The organism is Sphingopyxis terrae subsp. terrae NBRC 15098 (assembly GCF_001610975.1).
Lineage (GTDB): Bacteria > Pseudomonadota > Alphaproteobacteria > Sphingomonadales > Sphingomonadaceae > Sphingopyxis > Sphingopyxis terrae_A.
On sequence record NZ_CP013342.1, the window covers coordinates 1,203,733 to 1,228,473 of the forward strand.

The 24,741-nt window shown below is 67.2% G+C and carries 24 protein-coding genes; 18 read left to right on the forward strand and 6 right to left on the reverse strand.

Annotated features, from left to right (window positions below; genetic code table 11):
• Nucleotides 1-33 precede the first annotated feature (33 nt).
• Together AOA14_RS05840 and AOA14_RS05845 are read left to right on the forward strand one after the other, a co-directional pair.
• Nucleotides 34-2,202 (forward strand): primosomal protein N', encoded by a 2,169-nt coding sequence (locus AOA14_RS05840; protein WP_062901133.1) that lies wholly within the window; start codon nucleotides 34-36, stop codon nucleotides 2,200-2,202.
• 46 nt (nucleotides 2,203-2,248) lie between these two features.
• Nucleotides 2,249-3,829, forward strand: coding sequence for an alpha/beta hydrolase (locus tag AOA14_RS05845; RefSeq protein WP_062901134.1), 1,581 nt, complete (start codon nucleotides 2,249-2,251; stop codon nucleotides 3,827-3,829).
• Here the strand turns inward: AOA14_RS05845 and AOA14_RS05850 are convergent.
• From AOA14_RS05850 to AOA14_RS05860, 3 genes are read right to left on the reverse strand one after another with little or no spacing between them, the layout of a single operon-like run.
• Nucleotides 3,823-4,581 (reverse strand): isocitrate lyase/PEP mutase family protein, encoded by a 759-nt coding sequence (locus AOA14_RS05850; protein WP_062901135.1) that lies wholly within the window; start codon nucleotides 4,579-4,581, stop codon nucleotides 3,823-3,825. The two genes, AOA14_RS05845 and AOA14_RS05850, sit on opposite strands and share 7 nt — an antisense overlap.
• Nucleotides 4,578-5,612, reverse strand: coding sequence for a bifunctional transcriptional activator/DNA repair enzyme AdaA (locus AOA14_RS05855; protein WP_082819837.1), 1,035 nt, complete (start codon nucleotides 5,610-5,612; stop codon nucleotides 4,578-4,580). The genes AOA14_RS05850 and AOA14_RS05855 overlap by 4 nt, the downstream gene beginning before the upstream one ends.
• Nucleotides 5,609-6,106: a DUF1203 domain-containing protein gene (locus tag AOA14_RS05860; protein ID WP_082819838.1), complete on the reverse strand. Its 498-nt coding sequence runs from the start codon at nucleotides 6,104-6,106 to the stop codon at nucleotides 5,609-5,611. The genes AOA14_RS05855 and AOA14_RS05860 overlap by 4 nt, the downstream gene beginning before the upstream one ends.
• Nucleotides 6,107-6,265: 159 nt before the next feature.
• Between AOA14_RS05860 and AOA14_RS05865 the strand changes: the two genes are divergently transcribed.
• The gene (locus AOA14_RS05865) at nucleotides 6,266-7,087 is read left to right on the forward strand and encodes a DUF2306 domain-containing protein (protein WP_062901138.1); all 822 of its coding nucleotides are present in this window, start codon (nucleotides 6,266-6,268) and stop codon (nucleotides 7,085-7,087) included.
• A gap of 36 nt (nucleotides 7,088-7,123) precedes the next feature.
• Nucleotides 7,124-8,683 (forward strand): S1C family serine protease, encoded by a 1,560-nt coding sequence (locus AOA14_RS05870; protein WP_062901139.1) that lies wholly within the window; start codon nucleotides 7,124-7,126, stop codon nucleotides 8,681-8,683.
• A gap of 27 nt (nucleotides 8,684-8,710) precedes the next feature.
• Here the strand turns inward: AOA14_RS05870 and AOA14_RS05875 are convergent, their stop codons facing one another.
• Complete coding sequence (locus tag AOA14_RS05875; RefSeq protein WP_409372280.1) at nucleotides 8,711-9,379, reverse strand: dienelactone hydrolase family protein; 669 nt, start codon at nucleotides 9,377-9,379, stop codon at nucleotides 8,711-8,713.
• A gap of 269 nt (nucleotides 9,380-9,648) precedes the next feature.
• On the opposite strand from AOA14_RS05875, the gene AOA14_RS05880 reads away from it, so the two are divergent.
• Genes AOA14_RS05880 through AOA14_RS05900 form a run of 5 tightly spaced genes read left to right on the forward strand, consistent with a single transcriptional unit; the run spans nucleotide 9,649 to nucleotide 14,584 of the window.
• Complete coding sequence (locus AOA14_RS05880) at nucleotides 9,649-10,215, forward strand: F0F1 ATP synthase subunit delta (RefSeq protein ID WP_062901141.1); 567 nt, start codon at nucleotides 9,649-9,651, stop codon at nucleotides 10,213-10,215.
• A gap of 38 nt (nucleotides 10,216-10,253) precedes the next feature.
• Complete coding sequence (gene atpA, locus AOA14_RS05885; RefSeq protein WP_003043389.1) at nucleotides 10,254-11,783, forward strand: F0F1 ATP synthase subunit alpha; 1,530 nt, start codon at nucleotides 10,254-10,256, stop codon at nucleotides 11,781-11,783.
• Between the two features lie 57 nt (nucleotides 11,784-11,840).
• Entirely contained in the window at nucleotides 11,841-12,716 is an 876-nt protein-coding gene (locus AOA14_RS05890; protein ID WP_062901142.1) for a F0F1 ATP synthase subunit gamma, read from the forward strand.
• A gap of 24 nt (nucleotides 12,717-12,740) precedes the next feature.
• Complete coding sequence (gene atpD / locus AOA14_RS05895; protein WP_082819839.1) at nucleotides 12,741-14,279, forward strand: F0F1 ATP synthase subunit beta; 1,539 nt, start codon at nucleotides 12,741-12,743, stop codon at nucleotides 14,277-14,279.
• A 47-nt stretch (nucleotides 14,280-14,326) separates the two neighbouring features.
• Nucleotides 14,327-14,584 carry an ATP synthase F1 subunit epsilon gene (locus AOA14_RS05900; RefSeq protein ID WP_003043394.1) on the forward strand — a complete coding sequence of 86 codons (258 nt, stop codon included), beginning with the start codon at nucleotides 14,327-14,329 and terminating at the stop codon, nucleotides 14,582-14,584.
• Nucleotides 14,585-14,659: 75 nt separating this feature from the next.
• On the opposite strand, the gene AOA14_RS05905 is transcribed toward AOA14_RS05900, so the two are convergent.
• A complete protein-coding gene (locus AOA14_RS05905) occupies nucleotides 14,660-15,376 on the reverse strand; it encodes a Crp/Fnr family transcriptional regulator (protein WP_202988405.1) in 717 nt (238 codons plus the stop codon).
• Between the two features lie 156 nt (nucleotides 15,377-15,532).
• On the opposite strand from AOA14_RS05905, the gene AOA14_RS05910 reads away from it, so the two are divergent.
• Nucleotides 15,533-16,924 (forward strand): DUF1254 domain-containing protein, encoded by a 1,392-nt coding sequence (locus tag AOA14_RS05910; protein WP_062901144.1) that lies wholly within the window; start codon nucleotides 15,533-15,535, stop codon nucleotides 16,922-16,924.
• Between the two features lie 42 nt (nucleotides 16,925-16,966).
• On the opposite strand, the gene AOA14_RS05915 is transcribed toward AOA14_RS05910, so the two are convergent.
• Nucleotides 16,967-18,151: an SPOR domain-containing protein gene (locus AOA14_RS05915; protein ID WP_062901145.1), complete on the reverse strand. Its 1,185-nt coding sequence runs from the start codon at nucleotides 18,149-18,151 to the stop codon at nucleotides 16,967-16,969.
• Nucleotides 18,152-18,409: 258 nt separating this feature from the next.
• Here AOA14_RS05915 and AOA14_RS05920 point away from each other — a divergent pair, with 258 nt between their 5' ends.
• From AOA14_RS05920 to AOA14_RS05955, 8 genes are all read left to right on the forward strand, one after another.
• Complete coding sequence (locus AOA14_RS05920; protein WP_003048766.1) at nucleotides 18,410-19,132, forward strand: AAA family ATPase; 723 nt, start codon at nucleotides 18,410-18,412, stop codon at nucleotides 19,130-19,132.
• A gap of 17 nt (nucleotides 19,133-19,149) precedes the next feature.
• The gene (locus AOA14_RS05925; RefSeq protein ID WP_062901146.1) at nucleotides 19,150-19,866 is read left to right on the forward strand and encodes a hypothetical protein; all 717 of its coding nucleotides are present in this window, start codon (nucleotides 19,150-19,152) and stop codon (nucleotides 19,864-19,866) included.
• A 27-nt stretch (nucleotides 19,867-19,893) separates the two neighbouring features.
• A complete protein-coding gene (locus AOA14_RS05930) occupies nucleotides 19,894-21,297 on the forward strand; it encodes an SPOR domain-containing protein (protein ID WP_062901147.1) in 1,404 nt (467 codons plus the stop codon).
• Nucleotides 21,298-21,573: 276 nt separating this feature from the next.
• A complete protein-coding gene (gene crcB, locus AOA14_RS05935; RefSeq protein ID WP_062901148.1) occupies nucleotides 21,574-21,951 on the forward strand; it encodes a fluoride efflux transporter CrcB in 378 nt (125 codons plus the stop codon).
• Complete coding sequence (locus AOA14_RS05940) at nucleotides 21,948-23,186, forward strand: RluA family pseudouridine synthase (protein ID WP_062901149.1); 1,239 nt, start codon at nucleotides 21,948-21,950, stop codon at nucleotides 23,184-23,186. Before crcB ends, AOA14_RS05940 begins: the two co-directional genes overlap by 4 nt.
• Nucleotides 23,186-23,809 carry an FMN-binding negative transcriptional regulator gene (locus AOA14_RS05945; protein WP_062901150.1) on the forward strand — a complete coding sequence of 208 codons (624 nt, stop codon included), beginning with the start codon at nucleotides 23,186-23,188 and terminating at the stop codon, nucleotides 23,807-23,809. Before AOA14_RS05940 ends, AOA14_RS05945 begins: the two co-directional genes overlap by 1 nt.
• A complete protein-coding gene (locus AOA14_RS05950) occupies nucleotides 23,806-24,042 on the forward strand; it encodes a hypothetical protein (RefSeq protein ID WP_003048754.1) in 237 nt (78 codons plus the stop codon). Before AOA14_RS05945 ends, AOA14_RS05950 begins: the two co-directional genes overlap by 4 nt.
• On the forward strand, nucleotides 24,039-24,728 hold the full coding sequence (locus AOA14_RS05955) for an ATP12 family chaperone protein (RefSeq protein ID WP_062901151.1): 690 nt from the start codon (nucleotides 24,039-24,041) through the stop codon (nucleotides 24,726-24,728). The genes AOA14_RS05950 and AOA14_RS05955 overlap by 4 nt, the downstream gene beginning before the upstream one ends.
• The last annotated feature ends 13 nt before the right edge of the window (nucleotides 24,729-24,741 follow it).

Here is a 24,741-nt window from a genome sequence, read left to right on the forward strand (position 1 = left end):
TTTTCGCCGCGCTCCTATATCGTCATCGCTTCCATGACCCGCGCCCGCGTCCTCCTTCTGACCGCCGCCCTCGGCCCGCTCGACTATCGCGTCCCGCACGGCAGCGACGCGCCGCTCGGCAGCGTCGTCGTCGCGCCGCTCGGCCCGCGGCGGCTGGGCGGCGTGGTGTGGGAGGATGAAAGCTTCGGCGCCCCCGAACCCGTCGGCGACAACCGCCTGCGCAATCTGTTCGAGGTCGTGCCGGTGCCGCCGATCCGCGCCCCGCTGCGCCGCCTCGTCGAATGGACGAGCGACTATTATCTCGCACCCCCGGGATCGGTGCTGCGCATGGTTCTGCCCGGCGCCGCCTTTGCCGACGCGCGGCGCCCCATCGTCGAATATCGCGCCACGGGAGAGCTGCCGGCACGGATGACGCCGCAGCGCACCGTGGCGCTCGAAAAGATCGGCGCGCGCCAAGGCATTGTGCGCGAACTCGCGGCGCTGGGCGAAGTCAGCGAGGCGGTGATCCGCGGCCTCGTCCAGACGGGCGCGCTCGAGGCGGTGAGCGTGTCGGCCGATCAGCCCTACCCGGAGCCCAACCCCGGCTTCGCGCCGCCCGACCTCTCGGACGAGCAAGCGGCCGCCGCCGGGCAATTGCGCGACGCCGTCGCCGCCCGCGGGTTCGAGACGCTGCTGCTCGACGGCGTCACGGGATCGGGCAAGACCGAAGTGTATATGGAGGCGATTGCCGCCGCCATCGAAGCGGGCAGGCAGGCGCTGGTCCTGCTCCCAGAAATCGCGCTTACCGAACCGATGCTGACGCGCTTCGCGGCGCGCTTCGGCTGCGAGCCGGTGGCATGGCACAGCGGGCTGCGGTCGGTCGAGCGGCGGCGCGCCTGGCACGCGATCGCAAGCGGCGAGGCGAAGATCGTCGTCGGCGCGCGCTCGGCGCTGTTCCTGCCCTATGCCGATCTGGGCGTGATCGTCGTCGACGAGGCGCATGAAACCAGCTTCAAGCAGGAGGATGGCGTCCATTATCACGCGCGCGACGTCGCGGTGATGCGCGGCCATTTCGAGGGGCTGCCGGTGATCCTTGCGAGCGCGACTCCGGCGCTCGAAAGCCTCGCGCAGGTCGAGGCAGGGCGTTACCGCCATATCGTGCTGCCCGCCCGATATGGCGGCGCGACACTACCCGACCTGGCAGCAATCGACATGCGGCAGGATCCGCCAGATCGCGGCCGCTGGCTCGCCCCGCCGCTCGTTGAGGCACTCGCCGACCGGTTGCAAAAGGGCGAGCAGAGCCTGCTTTTCCTCAACCGCCGCGGCTTCGCGCCGCTGACGCTGTGCCGTACCTGCGGCCACCGCATCCAATGCCCTAACTGCACCGCGTGGATGGTCGAGCACCGGCTAGTCCATCGCCTCGCCTGCCACCATTGCGGCCATGTGATGCCGCCGCCGCGCCTATGCCCCGAATGCGAGGACGAGGACAGCCTCGTCGCCTGCGGCCCCGGCGTCGAGCGCGTCGCCGACGAGGTGAGCTTACGTTTTCCCGAGGCGCGCACCGCGATTGTCACCAGCGACACCTTATGGTCGCCCGCGAAGGCGGCCGAGTTTGTCGAGGCGGTCGAGGGCGGACTCGTCGACATCATCATCGGCACCCAGCTCGTGACCAAGGGCTATCATTTCCCCAATCTTACGCTCGTCGGGGTGGTCGACGCCGACCTCGGCCTCGACGGCGGCGATCTGCGCGCCGCGGAGCGGACCTTCCAGCAGATCGCACAGGTTGCGGGACGCGCGGGGCGCGGGGTGAAGCCCGGCGAGGTGCTGATCCAGACACGCGTGCCCGACGCGCCGGTGATGGCGGCGCTGGTCGCCAACGACCGCGAAGGCTTTTATGCCGCCGAAACGGCGGCGAGAAAGTTCGCCGGGGCGCCGCCCTATGGCCGCTTCGCCGCGCTCGTCATTTCGTCCGAGGATATCGAAGTCGCGCGCGGCGTCGCGCAGCGGCTGGGCGAAAAGGCGCCTGTCGCCGATGGTCTCGCTATCTATGGCCCCGCGCCCGCGCCGCTTGCGATGCTGCGCGGCCGCCACCGCTTCCGCCTCCTCCTCCACGCGCCGCGCAGTTTCGACCTGCAGGGCGCGATCCGCGACTGGATCGGTCGGATAGATTGGCCGGCAAAGGTGCGCCTCGCGATCGACGTCGATCCCTATAGTTTCGTTTAAGGCGAATCGGCATTTACAGGGCCGACATTGGGGCTAGACCTTTGTCATGTCCCGCTTGACCCTGCGCCTTGCGCTCGCCCTCGCCACCGGCCTCGTTGCCGTCAGCGCCACGCCGCTTCTTGCCGAGCCAATCGCGGTTCCGGTCGTCACGCCAAAGGATCTCGGCGATGAGGGCAGCGGGCGCCTGATCGTCTTCGCTCAAAAGGTCGAACCCGGCGCAAAGCCCCAGGACGCGGTCGACACGTCGCCGTTCGAGCCGACCGGCACCGCGATCGCGGCGATCGAAGTGAGCAGCCTCAAGCCGGGCCGGACCGCAATCGTCGGCACCGACGTCGATGCCTTTCCGGCCGCCTGGTCGACACTGGCGCCGGGCACCTATCGCATCCAGGCGGTGTTCGACCGCAACCATGATTATAATTATGGCGGGCGCGGCGCCGGCGATCTGGTTTCGCCCGTCGTCGAAGCCCGTCTGCCAGGGCCGGTGCCGACCTTGTCCCTCGATCGCGAGATCGCGGGCCAGGATTTTGCAGCCTGGCTTGCCGCGCTATCGCCCGAGGCGCGGGCGGGTATCGAACCCGGGCTGACGTCGGTCGAGCCGCTGTCCGTCCACAGCGCCGCCCTGTCGCGCTTCTGGGGTCGCGACACAGCGATCGAGGGATGGGTCGCCTTGCCGCCGGGCTATGCCAAGGGCGGCGACACCTACCCCACCGTCTATTCGGACGGCGGCTTCGGCAGCACGAGCGACAGCGCGCACGCAAGCGCTGCGCGCACAGCGGCGATGATGGCGAAGGGCGACCTTCCTCCGATGATCTGGGTCTTCCTCGACCATCATATCGCGACCGGAACGCACGAATTTGCCGATTCGGCCAACAACGGCCCGTGGGGAACGGCACTGACGACCGAGGCGATCCCCGCGCTGGAAATGAAATATCGCATGGACGCCCGTCCGTCGGGCCGCTTCCTGACCGGGCACAGTTCGGGCGGCTGGTCGACGTTGTGGTTGCAGGTCGCCTATCCGAAGCTGTTCGGCGGAAGCTGGCCGACCGCGCCCGACCCGAGCGATTTTCACGATTTCACGAATATCGACCTCTATGCGCCTGCCGCCAACGCCTATGCAGGCAGCGACGGAATCGACCGGCCGCTCGTTCGCGATGACGGCAAGGTCGTCGCGACCTTTCGCCAGTTCGCCCAACTCGAGGCGGTACTCGGTCCCTATGGCGGCCAGCTTGCAAGCTTCGACTGGGTCTTTTCGCCCAAATGCCCCGATGGACGTCCCTGCCCGATGTTCAATCGCGTGACCGGCAAGATCGATCCCGCCGTCGTCACCTATTGGCGCGATCATTTTGACATAGCGCATATCATCGCGCGTGACTGGGCACGGCTCAAACCCGATCTCGACGGCAAGATCCATCTGACCGTCGGCACCGCGGACACTTTTTATCTCAACCAGTCAGCCGAGCGGCTGAAGGCCGTCCTCGACGGCCTCGGCGCAAAGGCGAGCTTCCGCTTCGTTCCCGGCCGCACCCACTTCGATCTCTACAAGGAAGGCGACGATCGCTGGGCGCTCACCAAGACGATGGCAAAGGAAATGTACGCCGTGGCGCGGCCCGCAACGGCCACTCAATAATCGGGTTCGCCGCCGCCCAGCACCTGCTGCGCCTGACCGGTCAGCCACGCCATCGCCGCCGCCCACGGCTGATGCCCATGACTGATCCGCGCGACGCCGAGCGCCGCCAGTTCGGCATGGGTCGGCCCCGCCTTGGCGCGCAGGATATTGACCGGTAGCGGCGACGCCGCGCAAATCGCGCCAATGCAGCGCGCATCGCCGAGGAAGGGGACGAACAGCGAGCCTGCGCCGGCATCGGCATAGGCGCGGGCGCGCTCGAGCACGGCGGCGACGAGCCGGTCGCCCTCCTTCGCCGCATCGGCGCCGCGAAAGACATCGCAGCGGGCGTTGACGAAAATTCCGGTATCGGCCGCGGCACGGTAGCGCGCCTGCGCCTCCGCGATCGGCAACAGATCGTTCCGGCCGGGCATCCGGTCCTCCATATTGATCCCCGCCGCTCCCGCCGCCCTTGCCCGCGCGACCGAGGCGCCAACGCTGGCGGGATCGGCGCCATAGCCCGATTCCATGTCGATCGTGACCGGCAAGTCGGTGACCGACAGGATGCGCGCGAGATTCTCGAACACATCGGCAAGCGGAAAATCCTCGCCATCGGCGCGGCCCTGCGCGCCGGCGACGCCATAGCTTCCGGTCGCGATCGCCTTGACCCCCGCGGCGGCGACCGCCTTCGCGCTGCCGGCATCCCAGATATTGACCAGAATCAGCGGGTCACCGGGAATGTGAAGCGCACGGAAGGTCGCGATTTTGTCGGTCATTTAATTTCCCTTTTCAGAAGTTCGCGCTTGATCGGCAGGCCATAGGCATAGCCGCCGAGCGAGCCGTCGCTGCGCACGACGCGGTGGCACGGGATGAGGACCGCGACGTTGTTCGCACCATTGGCGCTGCCCGCGGCGCGCACCGCCTTGGGCTTGCCGACCGCGGCCGCGATGTCGGCGTAGCTGCGCGTCTCGCCCGCCGGTATCTTGCGCAGTTCGCGCCAGACCGCTTCCTGAAAGGCGGTGCCCTTCACATCGAGCGGAATATGGTCAAAACCGGCCGCCGGCGCCTCTACCGCATCGACCACCTGCTGCAGCAGCGCGGTGAAATCGGCGCCGCCCTCGACCAGTTCGGCGGCCGGGAAGCGCGCCTCAAGCGCATCGCGCCCTTCCGCAAAGCTGAGGCGGCACACGCCCTTTGCGGTCGCCGCGACGAGCATGTCGCCAAGGCTCGTCGATACCACCGCCCAGTGAATCGTCGCGCCCTTGCCGCCATTCACCCATGCCGAAGCGGTCATTCCCATGCGTCCCTCCATCGTGTCGTAAAAGCGCGACGGCCCCGAAAAGCCCGCGTCATAGATGGCGTCGGTCACGCGCCCCGCCTCGCTCAACGCCGCCCGGGCGCGCTCCTCGCGCAGCGCCCTTGCATAGGCAGCTGGCGAAAGGCCGGTGTGACGGGTGAAGACGCGCTGAAAATGGGTCGCCGAATAGCCGGTACGCGCCGCAAGATCGGCGAGCGCGAGCGGCTCCTCGCTGTCCTTGATCGCGGCGATGGCGGCGATCACGGCGCCTTCGTCGCGCGCGACATCGTCTGGCAGGCAACGCTTGCACGGGCGCAGTCCGGCGGCGCGTGCTGCGGCTCCGTCGGCGAAGAAGCGGACATTCGCGCGCGCCGGATGCCGCGCCGCGCAGCTCGGCCTGCAATAGATGCCCGTCGTCAGCACACCGGTGACGAAGCGTCCGTCGAGCGCACGGTCGCGGCGCTGCACCGCCGCCCAGCGATCGGCATCGGTCATGCTGTCGGCGCTCATGGCTCGGCTCCCTCGCTCGCATCCCGCTCGATCCGCGCGGCAAAGCATCCGTACGCGGCATTATGGGCGTCGATATAGGCGATGCCGGCGTCCGCGAACAGGTCGCGGATTGCGGCATCGGCTTCGCCCGGCCCTGCGACCCGCGCGGTTCGCAGCATGCCGTCGGCACCAAAGGCACGCATCGCGAGCGGGCGCCCCTCGAACACCGGCGGCGTCCGGTCGCGCCACATCGTGCGCGCCGCGCCGCGCCGGACATAAATGGCATAGGCGCTGCGATAGGGCGTGGCGACGTCGTGGCTGAGGTGATGCAGCAGTACTAGTTCCTCGCCCGCCCTTGCGTCCTCCAGGCTGACCCGGCAGGGAAAGCCGCGGTCGGCGGTGGCAATGACGCGGCGGGCGTTCCGCGCGCTCAGCGCCTCATCGTCGAGCGCGAAAAGCGGGGCGAAGGGCGCGGGGTCCAGCCCCTGAATTCGATAGCGCATTCGATCAGTCATATGCGGCTCCTTTGTCTGCTCGCCGATTTGTCATGCCAGGCGCGGCGATGCGTCCCGATGCTTGCGCTCAAAGCCGGACGATGCGCTCGCCTCTGATTTTTTCCACCAAACCAACAGTTTCGATGCCCGGCATCGACGGATGACATCGGAGACTATCGAATGACGACCATCGACGTATCGCAGACCGGCGGAAAGCGGGCGGCGCCGCGCGACTGGCTCCGGCTTTCCGCTACCCTCTGCTTCCTGTCGATCGCGGCGGGCCAGTTGCTCTTCACCGCCTTCATCCTGCTTTTCTACTACCCGTCCTCCTTGTCGGGTGACTTCGCCGCGTGGAATGCCAAACCGCTGATCAAGGGCTTCGTGCCCGGCGATGTGGGCGGCAATCTCTTCTTTGCGGCACATGTGCTGATGGCGGCGGTCATCACCTTCGGCGGACTGGTGCAGTTGGTGCCCGCGATCCGGGGACGCTGGCCCGCCATCCACCGCTGGAACGGCCGGCTCTATCTGCTCAGCGCGCTGGTGCTCGCGCTCGGCGGGCTCTGGCTGACCTGGGTGCGCGGCACTTGGCTGCACTGGGCGGGCGCGGTGGGAATCAGCCTCGATGCGCTGCTCATTCTTCTCTTCGGCGCGCTTGCATGGCGGGATGCCCGGGCGCGCCGGTTTGCGGCGCACCGGCGCTGGACGCTACGCCTGTTCGCGGTGGCGAGCGCAGTCTGGTTCATGCGCGTCGGCTATATGACCTGGGGCATCGCGGCCGGCGGCGCGGGGATCGGCACGGCGATGGACGGCCCGTTCGACATCTTCCTGGCTTTCGCCAACTCGCTGCTGCCGCTCGGCGTGACCGAACTCTATTTGCGCACCGGCGCGCGGGGCAGGCCCGCGGTGCGATCCGCCGTGACCGTAGTGCTGGCGACGAGCGCGATCGCCATTCTGGTCGGCAGCGCCGGGGCATGGCTGATCATGTGGCGCCCCTACCTCTAACTTGCCTTCGCGCGCGCAGCGACTAGGTTCGCGGCCATGACCCGTCTTCTCGCATTCTTCTTCGCCCCCCTGCTTGCTCTCGTCGCCTTCGCGGTTCCGGCCCGCGCTGCCGACGATATCAGCGCGGTTTCGCGCAGCGTCGTCCGCGTCGTCACCGTAGCGATGGTCGATGGCGAAGTCGTCGGCTTCGGGCATGGCAGCGGCATCGCCATTTCGCCGACCCGCATCCTCACCAACGCCCATGTCGTCGAATCGGCGGCCAAATATCCGAACAATGTCGCGCTCGGCGTCGTCCCCTCCGAAGGGAAGAAAAGCTATGCCGGCAAGCTGATCGCGATCGATACCAAGCGCGACCTGGCGCTCATCGAAATGACCGAGGGGCACGTGCCCGCCGCGGTCATCTATTCGGGGCCGTTCGAGGCGGGGGCAGAGGTCGTCGCGCTCGGCTATCCGGGCAATGTCGACCTTGCGACCGCGCAGAGCGCGACCGATTATATCACCCCGCGCAGCCCGGTGCGAAGCGAGGGCAATCTGTCGAACACCCAAGCGATCGAGGGCATCGCCACCTATGTCCACACGGCGAAGATCGCGCGCGGCAATTCGGGCGGACCGCTCGTCGACAGTTGCGGGCGCATCGTCGGCATCAACACCTTCATCACCCGCGCCGACGACGGCGATTCGCCCTTCGCCTTCGCGATCGCGGGCCGCGAGGTGACGCGCTTCCTTGGCGACGCCGGACAGAGTTTCGCGAGCGTCGGAACGCCGTGCCTGACGATGGCCGAGGCCGACGCCCGCGACCGCGCCGCGCTGGAAGCCGATGCCCGCGCGCTGGCGCAGGCCAATGCCGCGCGCGACGAAGCGGCGAAGCTCGACCATGACCTCAAGGCCGCGCGCGCCGAGGAAGCGGCGATGACCGCGCGTGAGAACCGCATGGCGCTCGCCGGGGTGCTGTTCGTGATCGGCGCGCTCGGCGCCGGGGCGGCGCTGATCTTCTACAATCAGAAGAATATGCGCCGCGCCAAGATCGCAGGGAGCGCCGGGGCCGCGCTGATGCTGTTCGCGGCGCTGCTCTTTGCGACGCGGCCCGATGCGCATGCGGCGCTCGACGCGGTCGAAGGCGATACGGCCGATACGGCGAAGCCCGAAGGGGCCAAGCTTGCCGAAGGTAATTATCTCTGCACGATCCGCCCTGACCGCAGCCGCATTACCGTGTCGTCGACCACCGACGTGCCGGTCGCGATCGCCGCGAACGGCTGCGTCAACGACCGCACCCAATATGCGATGGGCGCCGATGGCCGTTGGCAGCGTATCCTGGTGCCCAATGAGGAGGCGACCGTGACCGTCGCGTCGATCGATCCGGCGGCGAAGGATTATCGCGTCGACCGCTATCTGCTCGATGCCGACACCATGAAGCTGGCGCGCGAGGCGCGGGCGGGGATCACGCTCAAGGCCTGCACCACCGACCCCGACGCGCTTGCCGGGCTCGCGACGCAGCAGGATGCAATTCGCGCCGTACTGCCCGCCAGCCCGAACGAGCGGCTCGTCTACCAGTGCCAGAAGGCGGCGGCAGGGGCGGGAGCAAAGCCAGCGCCCTGATGCTGCGCGGGGTCGTGGCAGCGTCTGCTATCCCCCGCACGCCTTGAACAGCATGAGTGTGCGGTCCCTCGCGAGGTCGGCGCTCGGTTCGTGATAATCCTTGCGGCGGTCGCTGTTGAAGCCGTGGCCCGCCTCATAGACGAAGATTCGCGCGGTCGGATGATCGCGCGCGATCAGCGTCTCGACGCCGTCCATCGGAATGCCGCCGTCGAAGCGGCCGAAATGGGCGATGGCGGCGCACCCCGGCGCCTCATCCTTGAACATTGTCGGGACGAGGCTGCCGTAATAGGAGGAAGCGGCGGCCAGATCGGGGCTGATCTGCGCCATTCGCCACGCGACCGACCCGCCGTAGCAATAGCCGGTGATGAAGACCGGCCCCTTCGCCTTCAGGGCATCGATACAGGTCTGCGCGTCCTTTAGACTCTGTTCGAACGGATGGAGTTCGCGCGCCAGCTGCACCGCGCGCTCGAACTGCGGCCCCGAATAGTCGCTTTCGAACCCCGGATGCTCGCGGTCGAACAGCGCGGGCGACAGCACCTCATAGCCGTCGGCCGCATATTCGTCGCACAGCTCGCGAATATGATCGGTGACCCCGAAGATTTCCTGGATCAGGACGAGCCCGCCGCGGCGTTCGCCGACTGGCTGGGCGTGATAGACCGCGATTTCCGCGCCGTCGTCCATTGTCATACGGATCATTTCGCCCATCGGCCTTGCCCTCTTCCGTGCTTGCCGCGCCAGTCGTGGCGCGATCCGACTTTCGCGCCTGTTTGGAGAAAGTCGGCCGCTTCGACAAGCGCGACGCAAAGGGGGGCGGAAGGTGAAGCGGATTCCTCCCACCCCCACCTTGCATTGCAACAGAATCGTTGCTAGGCGCGCCGCGACTTCGCGCGGGGGTGGTTCGTCGAATTTCCCCGAAAACCGCGCGACCAAATCCCCCACGGGATCGTAGAGAAGGACTTTCGCGCGTGGAGAATTCCGGCGGCATTCAGGGCAACATCACGGCGGGCCTCGCGGGCCGCTATGCCAGCGCGCTGTTCGATCTGGCGAGCGAATCGAAGGCAATCGACGGCGTTCAGGCGAGCCTTGCAAAGCTGCAGACCGCGCTGACCGATTCGGCCGATCTGGCGACCCTGATCTCGAGCCCCGTCGTTACCCGCGGCGATGCCGAAAAGGCAATCGAGGCGGTGGCCAAGGCGTTGAAGCTCGATTCGCTGACCGCCAAATTCCTGGGCGTGCTCGCCGAAAATCGCCGCCTTGCCGATCTGCCCGCGATGATCGACGCCTATCATGCGATCGTCGCGGCGCACCGCGGCGAAGTGACCGCCAAGGTCACCAGCGCCCACCCGCTGAGCGCCGAGCAATTGAAGGCGCTCGCCGCCAACCTCAAGACCCGTGTCGGCCGCGACGTGAAGATCGCGACCACCGTCGACCCCGCCATTCTCGGCGGCCTCGTCGTCCAGCTGGGCAGCCAGCTGATCGACGGCAGCATCCGTACCCGTCTCAACAGTTTCGCCCAGGCGATGAAGGGCTGAAAAGCCCGACGCCAAATTGCCCGATGAAAGGCTGAATAATGGAAATCCGCGCCGCTGAAATCAGCAAGGTCATCAAGGACCAGATCGCCAATTTCGGGACCGACGCCACGGTCAGCGAAATCGGTTCGGTGCTCTCCGTCGGTGACGGCATCGCCCGCGTCTATGGCCTCGACAATGTCCAGGCCGGCGAAATGGTCGAATTCGCCAATGGCGTGAAGGGCATGGCGCTCAACCTCGAAGCCGACAACGTCGGCATCGTGATCTTCGGCTCGGACAGCGAGATCAAGGAAGGCGACACCGTCAAGCGCACCGGCACGATCGTCGACGTCCCCGTCGGCAAGGGTCTGCTCGGCCGCGTCGTCGATGGCCTCGGCAACCCGATCGATGGCAAGGGCCCGATCAAGGCCGACAAGCGCATGCGCGTCGAAGTCAAGGCGCCGGGCATCATCCCGCGCACCTCGGTTCACGAACCGGTCCAGACCGGCCTCAAGGCGCTCGACGCGCTCGTTCCCGTCGGCCGCGGCCAGCGCGAACTGATCATCGGTGACCGTCAGACCGGCAAGACCGCCGTCGCGATCGACACATTCATCAACCAGAAGGACGTCAACAAGGGCGACGACGAATCGAAGAAGCTCTACTGCATCTACGTCGCCGTCGGTCAGAAGCGTTCGACCGTCGCGCAGATCGTTCGCCAGCTCGAAGAAAATGGCGCGATGGAATATTCGATCGTCGTCGCCGCGACTGCGTCGGAACCCGCGCCGCTCCAGTATCTCGCCCCCTATGCCGGCGTGACGATGGGCGAGTTCTTCCGCGACAACGGCATGCACGCCGTGATCGTCTATGACGATCTGTCGAAGCAGGCCGTCGCCTACCGCCAGATGTCGCTGCTGCTCCGCCGCCCGCCGGGCCGCGAAGCCTATCCGGGCGACGTTTTCTATCTGCACAGCCGCCTGCTCGAGCGCGCTGCGAAGATGAACAGCGACAATGGTTCGGGCTCGCTCACCGCGCTGCCGATCATCGAAACGCAGGCGGGTGACGTTTCGGCGTACATCCCGACCAACGTGATTTCGATCACCGACGGCCAGATCTTCCTTGAAACCAACCTGTTCAACGCGGGTATCCGTCCGGCGATCAACGTCGGCCTGTCGGTGAGCCGCGTCGGCTCGGCCGCGCAGACCAAGGCGATGAAGAAGGTGTCGGGCTCGATCAAGCTCGAGCTTGCACAGTATCGCGAAATGGAAGCCTTCGCGCAGTTCGGTTCGGACCTCGACGCCTCGACGCAAAAGCTGCTCAACCGCGGCGCGCGCCTGACGCAGCTCTTGAAGCAGCCGCAGTTCCAGCCGATGCCGTTCGAAGAGCAGACCGCATCGATCTTTGCCGGCACCAACGGCTATCTCGACGCTGTCGCGACGACCGACGTGTCGCGCTACGAAGCGGCAATGCTCGCCTATCTGCGCAGCGACCATGCCGATGTGTTGAAGGCGATCCGCGACACCAAGGATCTTGGCGACGACACCAAGAAGAGCCTGGTCGCGGCGCTCGACGCCTTCGCCAAGATTTTCGCGTAAGCCAAGTTACCGTGAGCCCGGCCTCCTGCGCCGGGCTGACGAACAAGAGGGGCCGTAATGGCATCGCTTAAGGAACTCAAAGGGCGGATCGTCTCGGTCAAATCGACCCAGAAGATCACCAAGGCCAAGAAGATGGTTGCCGCCGCCAAGCTGCGCAAGGCGCAGGCCGCGGCCGAAGCTGCGCGGCCCTATGCCGAGCGGCTCGAAGGCGTCGTCGCCAGCCTCGCCTCCAAGGTCGGCGCGTCGGATTCGGCGCCCAAGCTGCTGTCGGGTACCGGCAAGAGCGACACCCACCTGCTGGTCGTGCTCAACAGCGACCGCGGCCTCGCCGGCGCGTTCAACTCGAACATCGTCAAGGCGGCACGCGACAAGGCTCTGGCGCTGCAGGCCGAAGGCAAGACGGTTCGCTTCTTCCTCGTCGGCCGCAAGGGCCGGCCGGTGATCGCCCGCCTCTTCCCCGGCCAGATCATCGAGAATTACGAAACGACCGGCATCCGCGATATCGGCTTCGATCAGGCGAACGAGATTTCAGCGAAGGTGATGGAGCTTTACGAAGCCGGCGCCTTCGACGTCGCGCACCTCTTCTATTCGAAGTTCCGCTCGGCGCTGCTTCAGATCGCAACCGGCCAGCAGATGATCCCGGTTCCGCCGCCCGCTGACGTTCCGGCGTCGAGCGGCGCTGCGGTCGAATATGAACCGGGCGAGGAAGAAATCCTTGCTGACCTCTTGCCGCGCAACGTCACCATCCAGATCTTCAAGGGCCTCCTTGAAAACGCCGCGTCCGAACAGGGCGCGTCGATGACTGCGATGGACAATGCGACGCGCAACGCGGGCGAGCTGATCAACAAGCTGACCATCGTTTACAACCGCACGCGTCAGGCGGCGATCACCACCGAACTTATCGAGATTATCGCGGGCGCCGAAGCGCTCTAACCGATCAACCCAAGGAAGAAGACCATGGCTACCGCTCCCGCTGAAAAGAAGGCTCCCGCCAAGAAGGCCGCCGCGCCCAAGGCTGCTGCGCCGAAGAAGGCCGCAGCGCCGAAGGCTGCTGCGACCGGCACCGCGACCGGCCGCGTTGCACAGGTCATCGGCGCCGTCGTCGACGTCCAGTTCACCGGCCCGCTGCCCGCCATTCTGAACGCGCTCGAAACCGACAACAATGGCAACCGCCTCGTCCTCGAAGTCGCGCAGCACCTTGGCGAGAACACCGTCCGCACGATCGCGATGGATGCGACCGACGGCCTGACCCGCGGCCAGCCCGTCACCGACACCGGTGCGCAGATTTCGGTTCCCGTCGGCCCGCAGACGCTCGGCCGCATCCTCAACGTCATCGGTGACCCGATCGACGAGCGCGGCCCGGTGAACAGCGACATGACCGCACCGATCCACGCCAAGGCTCCCGAATTCGTCGACCAGTCGACCGAAGCGGCGATCCTGGTCACCGGCATCAAGGTCATCGACCTGATCGCGCCCTACGCCAAGGGCGGCAAGATCGGCCTGTTCGGCGGCGCCGGCGTCGGCAAGACCGTTCTCATTCAGGAACTGATCAACAACATCGCCAAGGGCCACGGCGGCGTGTCGGTGTTCGCGGGCGTCGGTGAACGCACCCGCGAAGGCAACGACCTCTATCACGAATTCCTCGACGCCGGCGTTATCGCCAAGGACGCCGACGGCAACCCGACCCCCGAGGGGTCGAAGGTGGCGCTGGTGTTCGGCCAGATGAACGAACCCCCGGGTGCGCGTGCTCGCGTCGCGCTCTCGGGCCTGACCATGGCCGAATATTTCCGCGACCAGGAAGGCCAGGACGTTCTGTTCTTCGTCGACAACATCTTCCGCTTCACGCAGGCGGGTTCGGAAGTGTCGGCGCTGCTCGGCCGTATTCCTTCCGCCGTGGGTTACCAGCCGACCCTGTCGACCGACATGGGCGCGCTTCAGGAACGCATCACCTCGACCACCAAGGGCTCGATCACGTCGGTGCAGGCCATTTACGTCCCCGCGGACGACTTGACCGACCCGGCTCCCGCCACCTCCTTCGCTCACTTGGACGCGACCACGACGCTGAGCCGCGCGATTTCGGAACTCGGCATCTATCCCGCGGTCGACCCGCTCGATTCGACCAGCCGCGTGCTGACCGCCGCGACGGTCGGCCAGGAGCATTACGAAACCGCCCGCCGCGTTCAGGAAACGCTGCAGAAGTACAAGTCGCTGCAGGACATCATCGCGATCCTGGGCATGGACGAGCTTTCGGAAGAAGATAAGCTGGTCGTCGCCCGCGCGCGCAAGATCCAGCGCTTCCTGTCGCAGCCGTTCCACGTCGCCGAAGTCTTCACCGGCATCCCCGGCAAGTTCGTGCCGATCGAGGAAACGGTGAAGTCGTTCAAGGCCGTCGTCGACGGCGAATATGACCATCTGCCCGAAGCAGCCTTCTATATGGTCGGCGGCATCGACGAAGCGGTCGCCAAGGCCGCGAAGCTCGCCGAAGACGCGGCCTGAGGATAACGGCCCCTCCCTTTCGGGGGAGGGGTTGTAGGAATAGAGATATGGCTCTGAAGTTCGAACTCGTTACCCCCGCCCGCCTCGAGCGGTCGAGCGACGTCTATATGGTCACCGTGCCGGGCAGCGAAGGCGATTTCTCGGTGCTCGAAGGCCATGCGCCCTTCATGGCGACGCTGCGCAACGGCCCGCTGACCATCTATGCGACGAACGGCGCCCAGCCCGAAACGATCGAGGTCGAAGGCGGCTTTGCCGAAGTGAACGAAGCCGGCCTCACCGTCCTCGCCGAACATATCGCCGGCTGACGCCGCGCGTCGCTTGCCGGATCGAAAAGGGGCCTTGCGGCCCCTTTTTTTGTCGGCGGTGCCGGGGCGGGTCGCCTAATCGCGCTGCGCCGCGAGGCGATCGAGCGCCGCAGGGTCGCGGATGGTGATACGGTTGTAATCGATGGCGATCAGCCCCGCCTCCTCGAACCCGCGCAACAGCTTGTTCACGCTCTGGCGCGTGACGCCGAGCATCGCGCCCAACTGCTCCTGCGGCAATCGCAAACCCAAGTCGGTCCCCTGTTCGCCCGCGATGCCGTGGATGCGCGCGAGGTCAGCGAGCGTCCACGCCATGCGCTGGTCGAGCGATCCGAGCTGCTGGTCGTTGAGCAGCCGCAGGCTGTCACCCTGCCGCGCGCACATGAGCAGCGCGATGTCACGCCACAGGATCGGATCGGTGTCGAGGATCGCGCGCAGCCCGGCCACCGGCAGATGCACCAGCGTCGTATCCTTATGCGCGCGGTAGGCGAAACGGATCGGCGGATTGTCGAGCAGACGAACGAGCGCGAGCACTTCGAACGGTCCCGACAGGCTGAGCACGAACTTGCGTCCGGCGGCGCTGCCCCGGCTGACCTCGACCCCGCCTGCCGCGATCACGAAAATGTCGCGTTGTTCGGGATCGCGCGCGAAGATTTCGGCGCCGCGCGGATAGTCGGCGCTGCGCGCGATGCGGGCGAGGTCGGCAAGCCGCGCCTCCGGCCAGGCAGCGAAGAGCGGACAGCGGCGCAGCACGGCCAGCCGGTCGCCGTGCGTCGGCGCTGTGTCTTCCCCCACGCTTTCCCGCGACCGCGACGCCATCACCCGTCCTCCCGGCGCCCATAGTAGGATGCGGCGGCAATTTTCCCAACGAGATTGTCGGCCCGATGACAGACTGCGCCCGCCTGCCCCGCTACGGCGCCAATGCAAAGGTGGAAAGAGGAGTGAGGTCCTATGAAATATCTGTTGGCGCTGCTGGCGATGCTCGCGGGCACGCTGTCGGGCCCGGCCGTGCAGGCGGCCCCCGCGAGCGAGGAGGAGGCCTATGAGATCGGCCTCGACGCCTATACCTATGGCTATCCGATGGTGCTGATGGACACGACCCGGCTCGTATCGACCAATGCCGGTGCGCCCGGACGGCTGCGCGCGCCGATGAACGATTTCTCGCATATGCGAACCTATCCCGACGCGACCTTCAAGGATGTCGTGCGCCCCAACGCCGACACGCTTTATTCCTCGCTATGGTATGACGTGGGCAAGGACCCGCTCGTCCTGACGCTGCCGAAGACCGCCGGCCGCTATCATGTGGTGCCGATCATGGACATGTGGACCGAGGTGTTCGCGACGCTGGGCACGCGCACCACGGGCAACGACGGTGGTACCGTCGCTCTGGTCGGTCCGCATTGGCAGGGCAGGCTGCCCCAGGGGATGCGGATGGTGCGCAGCCCGACCGACATGGGGTGGATCATCGGGCGCATCCAGACCAACGGCCCCGCCGATTACGACCATGTCCACAGCCTGCAGGCAGGCTATGATGCTGCGCCGCTGTCGCAATGGGGCAAACCGCGCGCCGTCACAATGCCGAAGGTCGACAGCAGCGTCGACATGAAGACCCCGCCGGTGATCCAGGTCGCACAGATGACGCCCGGCGCCTTTTTCGCGCGCTTCGCTGAGGTGATGAAGCGCAATCCGCCGCACGCGACCGATTACGCGATCCTGCTGCGCATGGAGCGCGTCGGGCTGGTTCCGGGACAGGATTTCGACCTCGCAAAGGCCGATCCGGCGGTCCAGCGCGGCCTGACGCGCGCCGCGGCCGACGCCTATCAGCGGATGCTCGATCGCCGTAAACGGCTGGCGCTGACGCGCAACAATTGGGTCGCGCTGGGCAATGCGCTGGGCGTCTATGGCAATGACTATCTCCAACGCGCCTTCGTTGCCTATGCCGGGCTGGGTGCGCTGCCGCCCGAGGAAGCCATCTACCCGATGGCGCCGCTCGACAGCGAGGGCAAGCCGCTGACCGGTGCCGCACGCTATGTGCTGCATTTCGACAAGGACCAGCTTCCGCCCGCTGACGCCTTCTGGTCGCTGACCATGTATGGCGAAGATCAGTTCTTCGTCGACAATCCGATCGGCCGCTATGCGATCGGCGATCGCGACAAGCTGGCGTTCAATGCCGACGGATCGCTCGACCTCTATATCCAGAAGGACGACCCCGGCGCCGACAAACAGGCCAACTGGCTGCCCGCCCCCGCCGGGTCCTTTTCGATGAACCTGCGCCTCTACCTGCCCGAGCGCGCGGCGCGCGAAGGCCGCTGGACGCCGCCCGCAATCAAGCGGCTGCCCTGAAGCGGATTGAGGTAAGGCGAAGCGGGCCTGCCGCGCCGACGGCTATTTGTCGACGACGAGGCAGGCCTGTCCGCTCTTCTGGAGCGTAGCGCAAAAGCCCTGGGCATCGGCGCGGGTGGCAAAGCCAGTGGCGTGAAGCCGCGTGACCGACCCCGCCTTGACATAGGCGGGGGTCTGGGCCGCGACGGCGGGATATTTGCGCGCCAGCGTCGCCCACAATTTCTTCGCATTGCCATCAACGGCAAAGGCGCCGAGCTGTGCGCGCCAGGGGCCGGAGGTTGCGACGCGCACCGGCGCGGGCTTGGCCGCGGCATCGGGCGTCGCCGCCGGTTCGACGCGGATACGTTTGGGCGCCGGAGCCGCGGCCGGGGTTGCCGGCAGCGGGCCCGCCAGCGGCGGCGCAGCATAGCTGGTCCCTGGCTTGGCGGCGGCCGTCGCGGCGACGCCATCGGCTCTCGCTTCGCTCGCGGCGGTGGCGGCGTCGCGCGCCTTGGCGGGCTTCGCGGCGGAGGGCTGCGGTTCGATCAGCGGCGGCGGCGTATAGCTCGCGCCCGGTTGGGAGGCCGGCAGGCGGGCCGTGCGGATCGTCGGCGCGGGCGCTGCGTCGGGCGCCGGGGCGCCCGCACTGACCGCCGCGAGACGCGCACGCGCTTCGTCCTTTTCCATCTGCGGCAGCATGGCGAGCCCGCGCTGACGCTGGTCGAGCGGCACGAGCTGGTCGAGCTGGACCAGCCGCGCCGAGGCGACAGTCAGCCCGGCATCGCTGGCGCGTTTCGTCAGCGCATAGCTGCGCGGCCAGTCCTTGGCGATGAGGTCGCCGTTGAACAGCGCGGTGCCGAGTACATATTGCGCGCGCGGCTCGCCGCGTTCGGCCGAGCGGATGATATAGGGCATCGCCTCCTTCTGCCGCCCGGCGGTGAAGATGACGAGGCCAAGATTATCCTCAGCCTGGAGATGGCCCTGTTTTGCGGCGCGGCGATACCAGCTTTCGGCCTGCACCAGATCGACCGCCACACCGCGCCCGAGCTTGTACGCCTGGCCCAGATTGAACTGCGCATCGGCATCGCCGGCGAGCGCCAGCGGCCGCCATTCGGCCACCGCCTTCGCAAAATCGCCGGCCTGCCACGCGTCGACGCCATCCTTGACGTCCGCGTGAGCGGGCAGCGCGAAAGCGAGGGCCGAAGCGATCGGGAGCGCGAGGCGCAGCGCGGTGCGAAATGAACGCATCTTATTCTCCAATGACTTGCGCCGCACCGGGCGGCCGGCCGTCGCGGCAGCCGGTCCTAACCCCAAATGGCTAACAGCCCCTTAGCATAGAGGCCGGGCGCAGCGAAGTTGCCCCGCTTCGGCACATGTCGTTACTGACGCCTTGTTAACCAGATTTCTGCGCAATTCGTTCACCTTCTTTTTATCATCGTTAACCCAATTTTAGCTCCCTGCATGGCATTCCCCCGCCAATTCGTTGATTTTTTCAGGGGGACAGCAGTGCGCGTTCTGGCATTGGCTTCACAAAAGGGCGGGTCGGGCAAGACGACCCTGTCGGGGCATCTGGCGGTGCAGGCCCAGCTTGCAGGCGCCGGTCCGGTCGTCCTGATCGACATCGATCCGCAGGGTTCGCTTGCCGACTGGTGGAATGAACGCGAGACCGATCTGCCGGCCTTTGCGCAGACGACCGTCGCGCGGCTGGCGTCCGACCTCGAGATATTGCGCCAGCAGGGCTTCAAGCTCGCGGTCATCGACACACCGCCCGCGATCACCATGGCGATCCAGAGCGTGATTTCGGTCGCCGAGCTGATCGTCGTCCCGACGCGTCCGAGCCCCCACGACCTGCGCGCCGTCGGCGCCACCGTCGACCTGTGCGAACGCGCGGGCAAGCCGCTGGTGTTCGTCGTCAACGCGGCAACCCCGAAAGCCAAGATCACAAGCGAAGCGGCGGTTGCGCTGTCGCAGCACGGCACCGTCGCGCCGGTGACGCTGCACCATCGCACCGATTATGCGGCTTCGATGATCGATGGCCGCACGGTGATGGAGGTCGATCCGAACAGCCGTTCGGCCGACGAGATCCGCCAGCTTTGGACCTATATAAACGACCGGCTGGAAAAGAATTTCCGCCGCACCGTCTTCTCCGCCCCGATGCCGGCACAGCCCGGCTACGGCACCGTCCGCCCGATGGGCGGCGGTTTCGGCCGCCGCATGGCCGGCCAGTGAACGGGGGAGTAGAAAAAATGGGCGAACCCAAACCCCTCGCATCGCTGAGCGCCGGACTGCTGGCCCGCAAGGGCGCTGCACGGCCTGCCATGCGCCGCCAGCCACTCGGCAGCGGCCCCGCCGCGACCTTCGGCCAGCAGGGCTATGACGATCTGGGCTGGAACGACATGGGCTATGATGTCGATCCGCAGCAGTCGACGGAACCGGCACGTATGGTCGATCTGAAGCCGCTGCTCGCCGGATCGGTGCTCGATCACAATGCCGCTGCCGAACATGCGGTCGACGCCAGCACCGGCCACGAGCTGATCGCCGAAGAAACGGCCGACCTGACGCCCGCCGACATGGCGCCGCTCGATCCGACGCCGGTCGATCTGACTGGCGCGCCGGCGGCCGACTTTGCTCCCGAAGCAGTCGAAGTTCCCGAAATCGTTCGCCAGCAGGAATCGCTGATCGAGCGCGTCGCGGCCGTGGCCCGCAAGGTCGAGGCGCGGCCCGAGCCCAAGGCGAAGAAGGACAAGGCGCCGCGAACGCAGCGCGCTCGCGAAAAAGCGGCGTTCACGCTCCGCCTCGATGCCGAACGCCATTTGCGCCTGCGCCTTGCGAGTGCGGTGACCAACCGGTCGGCGCAGACGATCCTGACCGAACTGCTCGACGATTATCTGTCGGCCTTGCCCGAAATCGACGCGATGGCGAGCCGCCTGCCCGCCGCGCGCCCGCTGCGCAAGTCGGCCTGATCCGGACCAGATAAAGGGGGACCTGACATGAACCGCAACATGCTGATGAAGCTGGCCGTTTCGGGCTTTGTCCTGGGCGTTACCACGACCGGGTGCGCCGCACCGGGCAAGGTCGCCGCGGGGCCGAACGACGCCGCGGGCAAGCCCGAGGTTGCCGCCGCGTCGGCCGAGAAGGCGCGCGCCGCCCTTGAGGATGGCAAGGTCAGCAAGGCGGTCGGTCTTGCCGAAGCCGCGGTCGCGGCGAGCCCACGCGACGGCCATTACCGCGCGCTGCTCGGTCAGGCCTATCTGAACGACGGACGCTTCGCCTCGGCGACCGACGCCCTGTCGGAAGCGATGGAGCTGGGCGTCAAGGACAGCAACACGGTGCTCGCAATGACGCTGGCGCATATCGCGCAGGGCAAGACATCGCAGGCGGTGTCGCTGCTCAAGGAAAATTTCGATACCGTTCCGGCCCCCGACCTCGGCCTCGCGCTCGCGCTGGCCGGAGACACCGAATCGGCAATCTATATCCTGACCGAAGCCGCGCGCGCCGAAGGCGCGACCGCGCGCACGCGGCAGAATCTGGCGCTGGCGCTTGCCCTGTCGGGCCGCTGGGCGCAGGCGCGCATCGTCGCGTCGCAGGATCTGTCGCTCGCGAAGGTGGAAACGCGCATGGCCGAATGGTCGAAACTGGCCGAACAACCCAATTCGCAGCTTCGCGTCGCGAGCCTGATCGGCACGACGCCGCAACAGGATGCCGGTATGCCGGTGCGCCTTGCGCTCAGCAACTTCGCCGGTACGCAGATGGCCGCCGCCGATACCGCGCCGGCCGCCGACGCCCCGGTTCTGGCGAGCGCCGATCCCGCGCCGGTCGGTCAGTTTGCGCCGCCGCCGCCGCTGCTCGCCAGTGCCGACAGCGCGATCCGCACGGTCGAACTGCCGATGCCGCAGCGCGACGCCAATGGCGTCGTGCCGGTCACCGATCTGCCGCAGCCCAAGGCCGCGCCCGTCATCATGGCCGACGCCAAGCCCTATCGCGCCGCGCCGCGCGTCGCGGGCGATTATGTTCGCAAGCCGTCGCCCGAAGCGAAGGAACTGGCCGCGAAGGTCATGCCGCGCGTCGCCGCCTTCGATGCCGCCAGGCCGCAGGGCTGGGCCGTCCAGCTCGGCGCCTATGACAGCCTGGGCATCGCCAAGGAAAAGTGGGGCGTGTTGAAAAAGCGCAACGGCGTGCTGGCCGCTTATCCGGCTTCGAGCCATTCAGCGGTCGTCGATGGCCGCACCTTCTTCCGCTTGACCGTCAACGGTCTCGGCTCGCGCGCCGACGCCGTGAAGCTGTGCCGCAGCCTCAAGGCCCAGGGCCAGAGCTGCTTCGTCCGCGAAATGGGCGGCAGCGAGGCGATCCAGTGGGCATCGGCGGGCAAGCCGGTGCGCATGGCCGCGCGCTGAACAAAGTTATCCCCTTCCACCAGAGGAAGGGGTTTAGGGGGGAAAGGGGCGTAGCCGGGGGGCCGCGCCCCTTTCGCGTCTGCAGGCGCTCTCCCTGGCGCGCCAGCACCTATTCGCCGAGCGCCGACAGGCGGTAAGAAGGTCCGATCGGAACTTGTTTTGTTCTCATCGCCGTGCCCCCTTGGCGACGATCCCTGTCGCCGACAGGCAGCGATGCGATCAACAACGGGCGATCGCCGGCTTTGCGCCACGCGCTTTTACGGCTAGGGCGAGCGGATGAACGGACTTTTCCCTGTCATGGTCGGCGGTGCGATCGGCGCGGGTGCGCGGCACCTGGTCGGCCAGATCCTGCTCGCGCGGCTTGGCCCCGGCTTTCCCTGGTGGACCTTGTCGGTCAATATCGCCGGCAGCCTGATGATGGGGCTGCTGATCGGCTGGCTCGCGCGTAGCGGCGGCAGCGATCAGGCCCGACTGTTCCTGGGCGTCGGGGTGCTGGGCGGCTTCACCACCTTCTCGTCGTTCAGCATGGAGTTTTGGACGCTGTTCGAACGGGGCCAGATGGCGCAAGCGGCGGCCTATGTCGGCGCGTCGGTCATCATCGGTATTGCGGCGTGCGGCGTCGGAATGGCCATGATGCGGCAGCTTCCCGCATGAGCGGCGACAGCGCCATTGTCGCCGAGGAGGATGACGGCATCCGCCTCGACCGCTGGTTCAAAAGGCACCGGCCGGGCACGCCCCACGCGCTGATCGCGCGCTGGGCCCGGTCGGGTGAACTGACCGTCGACGGGCGCAAGGCCGATGTCTCGGACCGGATCGAGGCGGGGCAGACAATCGCGATGCCGGTACCGCCCACGGCGCCAACCGGCCCCCGGCCGCGCAAGGAAAAGGCGCTGTCGCCCGCCGATATCGCGCTCGCCGAAGCGATGGTCATCCACCGCGACAAGAGCGCGCTGGTGCTCGACAAGCCGCCGGGCCTCGCGACGCAAGGCGGAACCAAGACCGACAGCCATGTCGACGGCCTGCTCGGCGCCCTGCAGGGCGATGCCGCCGTGCGTCCCAAGCTGGTCCACCGGCTCGACAAGGATACGTCGGGCGCGCTGCTCGTCGCGCGCACTCCGCGCGCCGCCGCATGGTTCGCCAAGGCCTTTTCGAACCGCAGCGCTCGCAAGACCTATTGGGCGATCGTTGTCGGCGTCCCCGACATCGCGCAGGGCGAGATCGACCTGCCGCTCGCCAAGCAACCCGGATCGGGCGGCGAGAAGATGCACGTCGACGAGAAAGGCCTGCCGTCGAAATCGCGCTATCGCGTCATCGAACGCGCGGGGAACAGTGCGGCGTGGGTCGAACTGCAGCCGCTGACCGGCCGCACGCATCAATTGCGCGTCCATATGGCGGCGATCGGCCATCCGATCGTCGGCGACGGCAAATATGGCGGCAAGGGCGCGTTCCTGACCGGAACCATCAGCCGCAAACTGCACCTGCACAGCCGCCGGCTGCGCATCGACCATCCCGACGGCGGCGCGATCGACATCAGCGCGCCGCTGCCGCCGCATTTCGCCGAAAGTCTGGAGGCGCTGGGCTTCGACCCGCTGCTCGGCGACCTGCTGACCGAAGAGGCGCCGCGCGTATCGACCAAGACGGTGCAGAAGGCGAAGGCCAAGGCGCATGCGAAGCAGGTGCGCAAGGCACGACGCGGTGAACGGCGCGGCCGTGCCGAGGCGAAGGTCCAATCGAAACAGGGGACGGCGAAAGCAGCGAAGTCGAAACCGGGGACGGCGAAATCCGGCGCACCGAAGCCGGGCGGCAAACCGTCCGCAAAGCGCGGCCCGGCGAAGCCCGGCGCCGCCAAGACGGGCGCCCGTGGTCCGGCGCCGCGGAAGCCGCGCTGATGCACCCCAATCCGGCGTTCCGGCCCCGGCAGGACGATCTCGCCGCGCTGCTGGTGCGCGAGATCGGCTTTGCCGCCATTTTCGCGGCGACGCCCGACGGTCCGCGCGTCGCCCACGCGCCCGTCGTGCTCAGCGCCGACGCGACGACGCTGCAATTCCACCTCGCGCGCGGTAACGGGCTGACGAAGCATCTTGCCGGCGCGCCGGCGCTCGCGGTGGTGCAGGGCCCCGATGCCTATGTCAGCGCCAACTGGTACACCGACGCCGCAACCGCGGTGCCGACATGGAATTATGTCGCGGTCGAGATGGAAGGCGTGCCGCGCAAGCTCGGCGATGCCGAACTGGTCGCGCAGCTCGACACGCTGTCGATGCTGCACGAGGCACGCGTTGGCGAAAATCCGCCGTGGACGCGCGCCAAGTTGGACGCCAGCTATTTCGCGCGGTTGACCAGCGCAATCACCGGCTTCGAGATGCGGATCAGCGCATGGCGGCCGACGGTGAAACTGTCGCAGAACAAGGTTGCCGCCGAGCGCGAGCGCGTGGCAGCGGGAATCGAGCGGACGGGCCACGGCGCCTTGGCGCATTTGATGCGCCAGCTCGCAGGCGATAAGGCGGGGGCATGAGCAACGAACAGGACCGGCTGGCCAAGAAGCGCTTTTTCGCGCTGTCGGCGATGCGAATCGTCGGCGCGCTTTTCATCATGGCGGGCTTCGTGCTCATACGGGGCGGCTGGGCAATCGCCGGTCAGCCCACCGATCGCTGGATCGGTGTGATCGTTGTCCTGACCGGCGTGTTCGATTTCGCAATCATGCCGCGCATCCTGGCGCGCCGCTGGCGGACACCGCCCGCGCCATGAAACGCTTCTGGAAGAATGCCGCGACCGTCCCCCAGGACGGCGGCCGAGGCATCGCGCTCGACGGGCGCCCGGTGCGCACCCCCGCGCGCGCGCCGCTGGTGGTGCCGAGCGAGAGGCTCGCCGAAGCGATCGCCGCCGAATGGAATGCGCAGGGCAGCGACATCGACCCGGCGGCGATGCCGATGACCGGTATCGCCAACGCCGCGATCGATCTGGCGACGGGCGACCGCGCGGCCTTTGCCGAGACTATCGCCGCCTATGCCCAGACGGATCTACTCTGCTACCGCGACGACCGCGATGCCGCGCTGCAAGGCGAACAGGCTTCGGCGTGGAATCCGCTGCTCGCCTGGGCGGAGGCGCGGCACGGCATCGAATTCGCGCTGGCACAAGGCGTGCTGCCGATCGACCAGCCCGCCGCGACGGTCGCGGCGCTGCGCGAGGCGGTGCACGCGCTCGATCCCTTTCGCCTCGCGCCGCTGTCGCCTCTCGTCACCATCGGCGGGTCGCTCGTCGCCGGGCTCGCGCTCGTCGAGGATGCCTTCGCCGCCGACATGCTGTGGGAGGCGGTCAGCCTCGACGAACTGTATCAGGAACGCCGCTGGGGCGCCGACAGTGAAGCGCAAAAGGCGCGCGACCGCCGCGCCGCCGACTGGGGCAACGCGGCGCGGTTCTTGCGCTTACTCTGACGAATCCGATGCT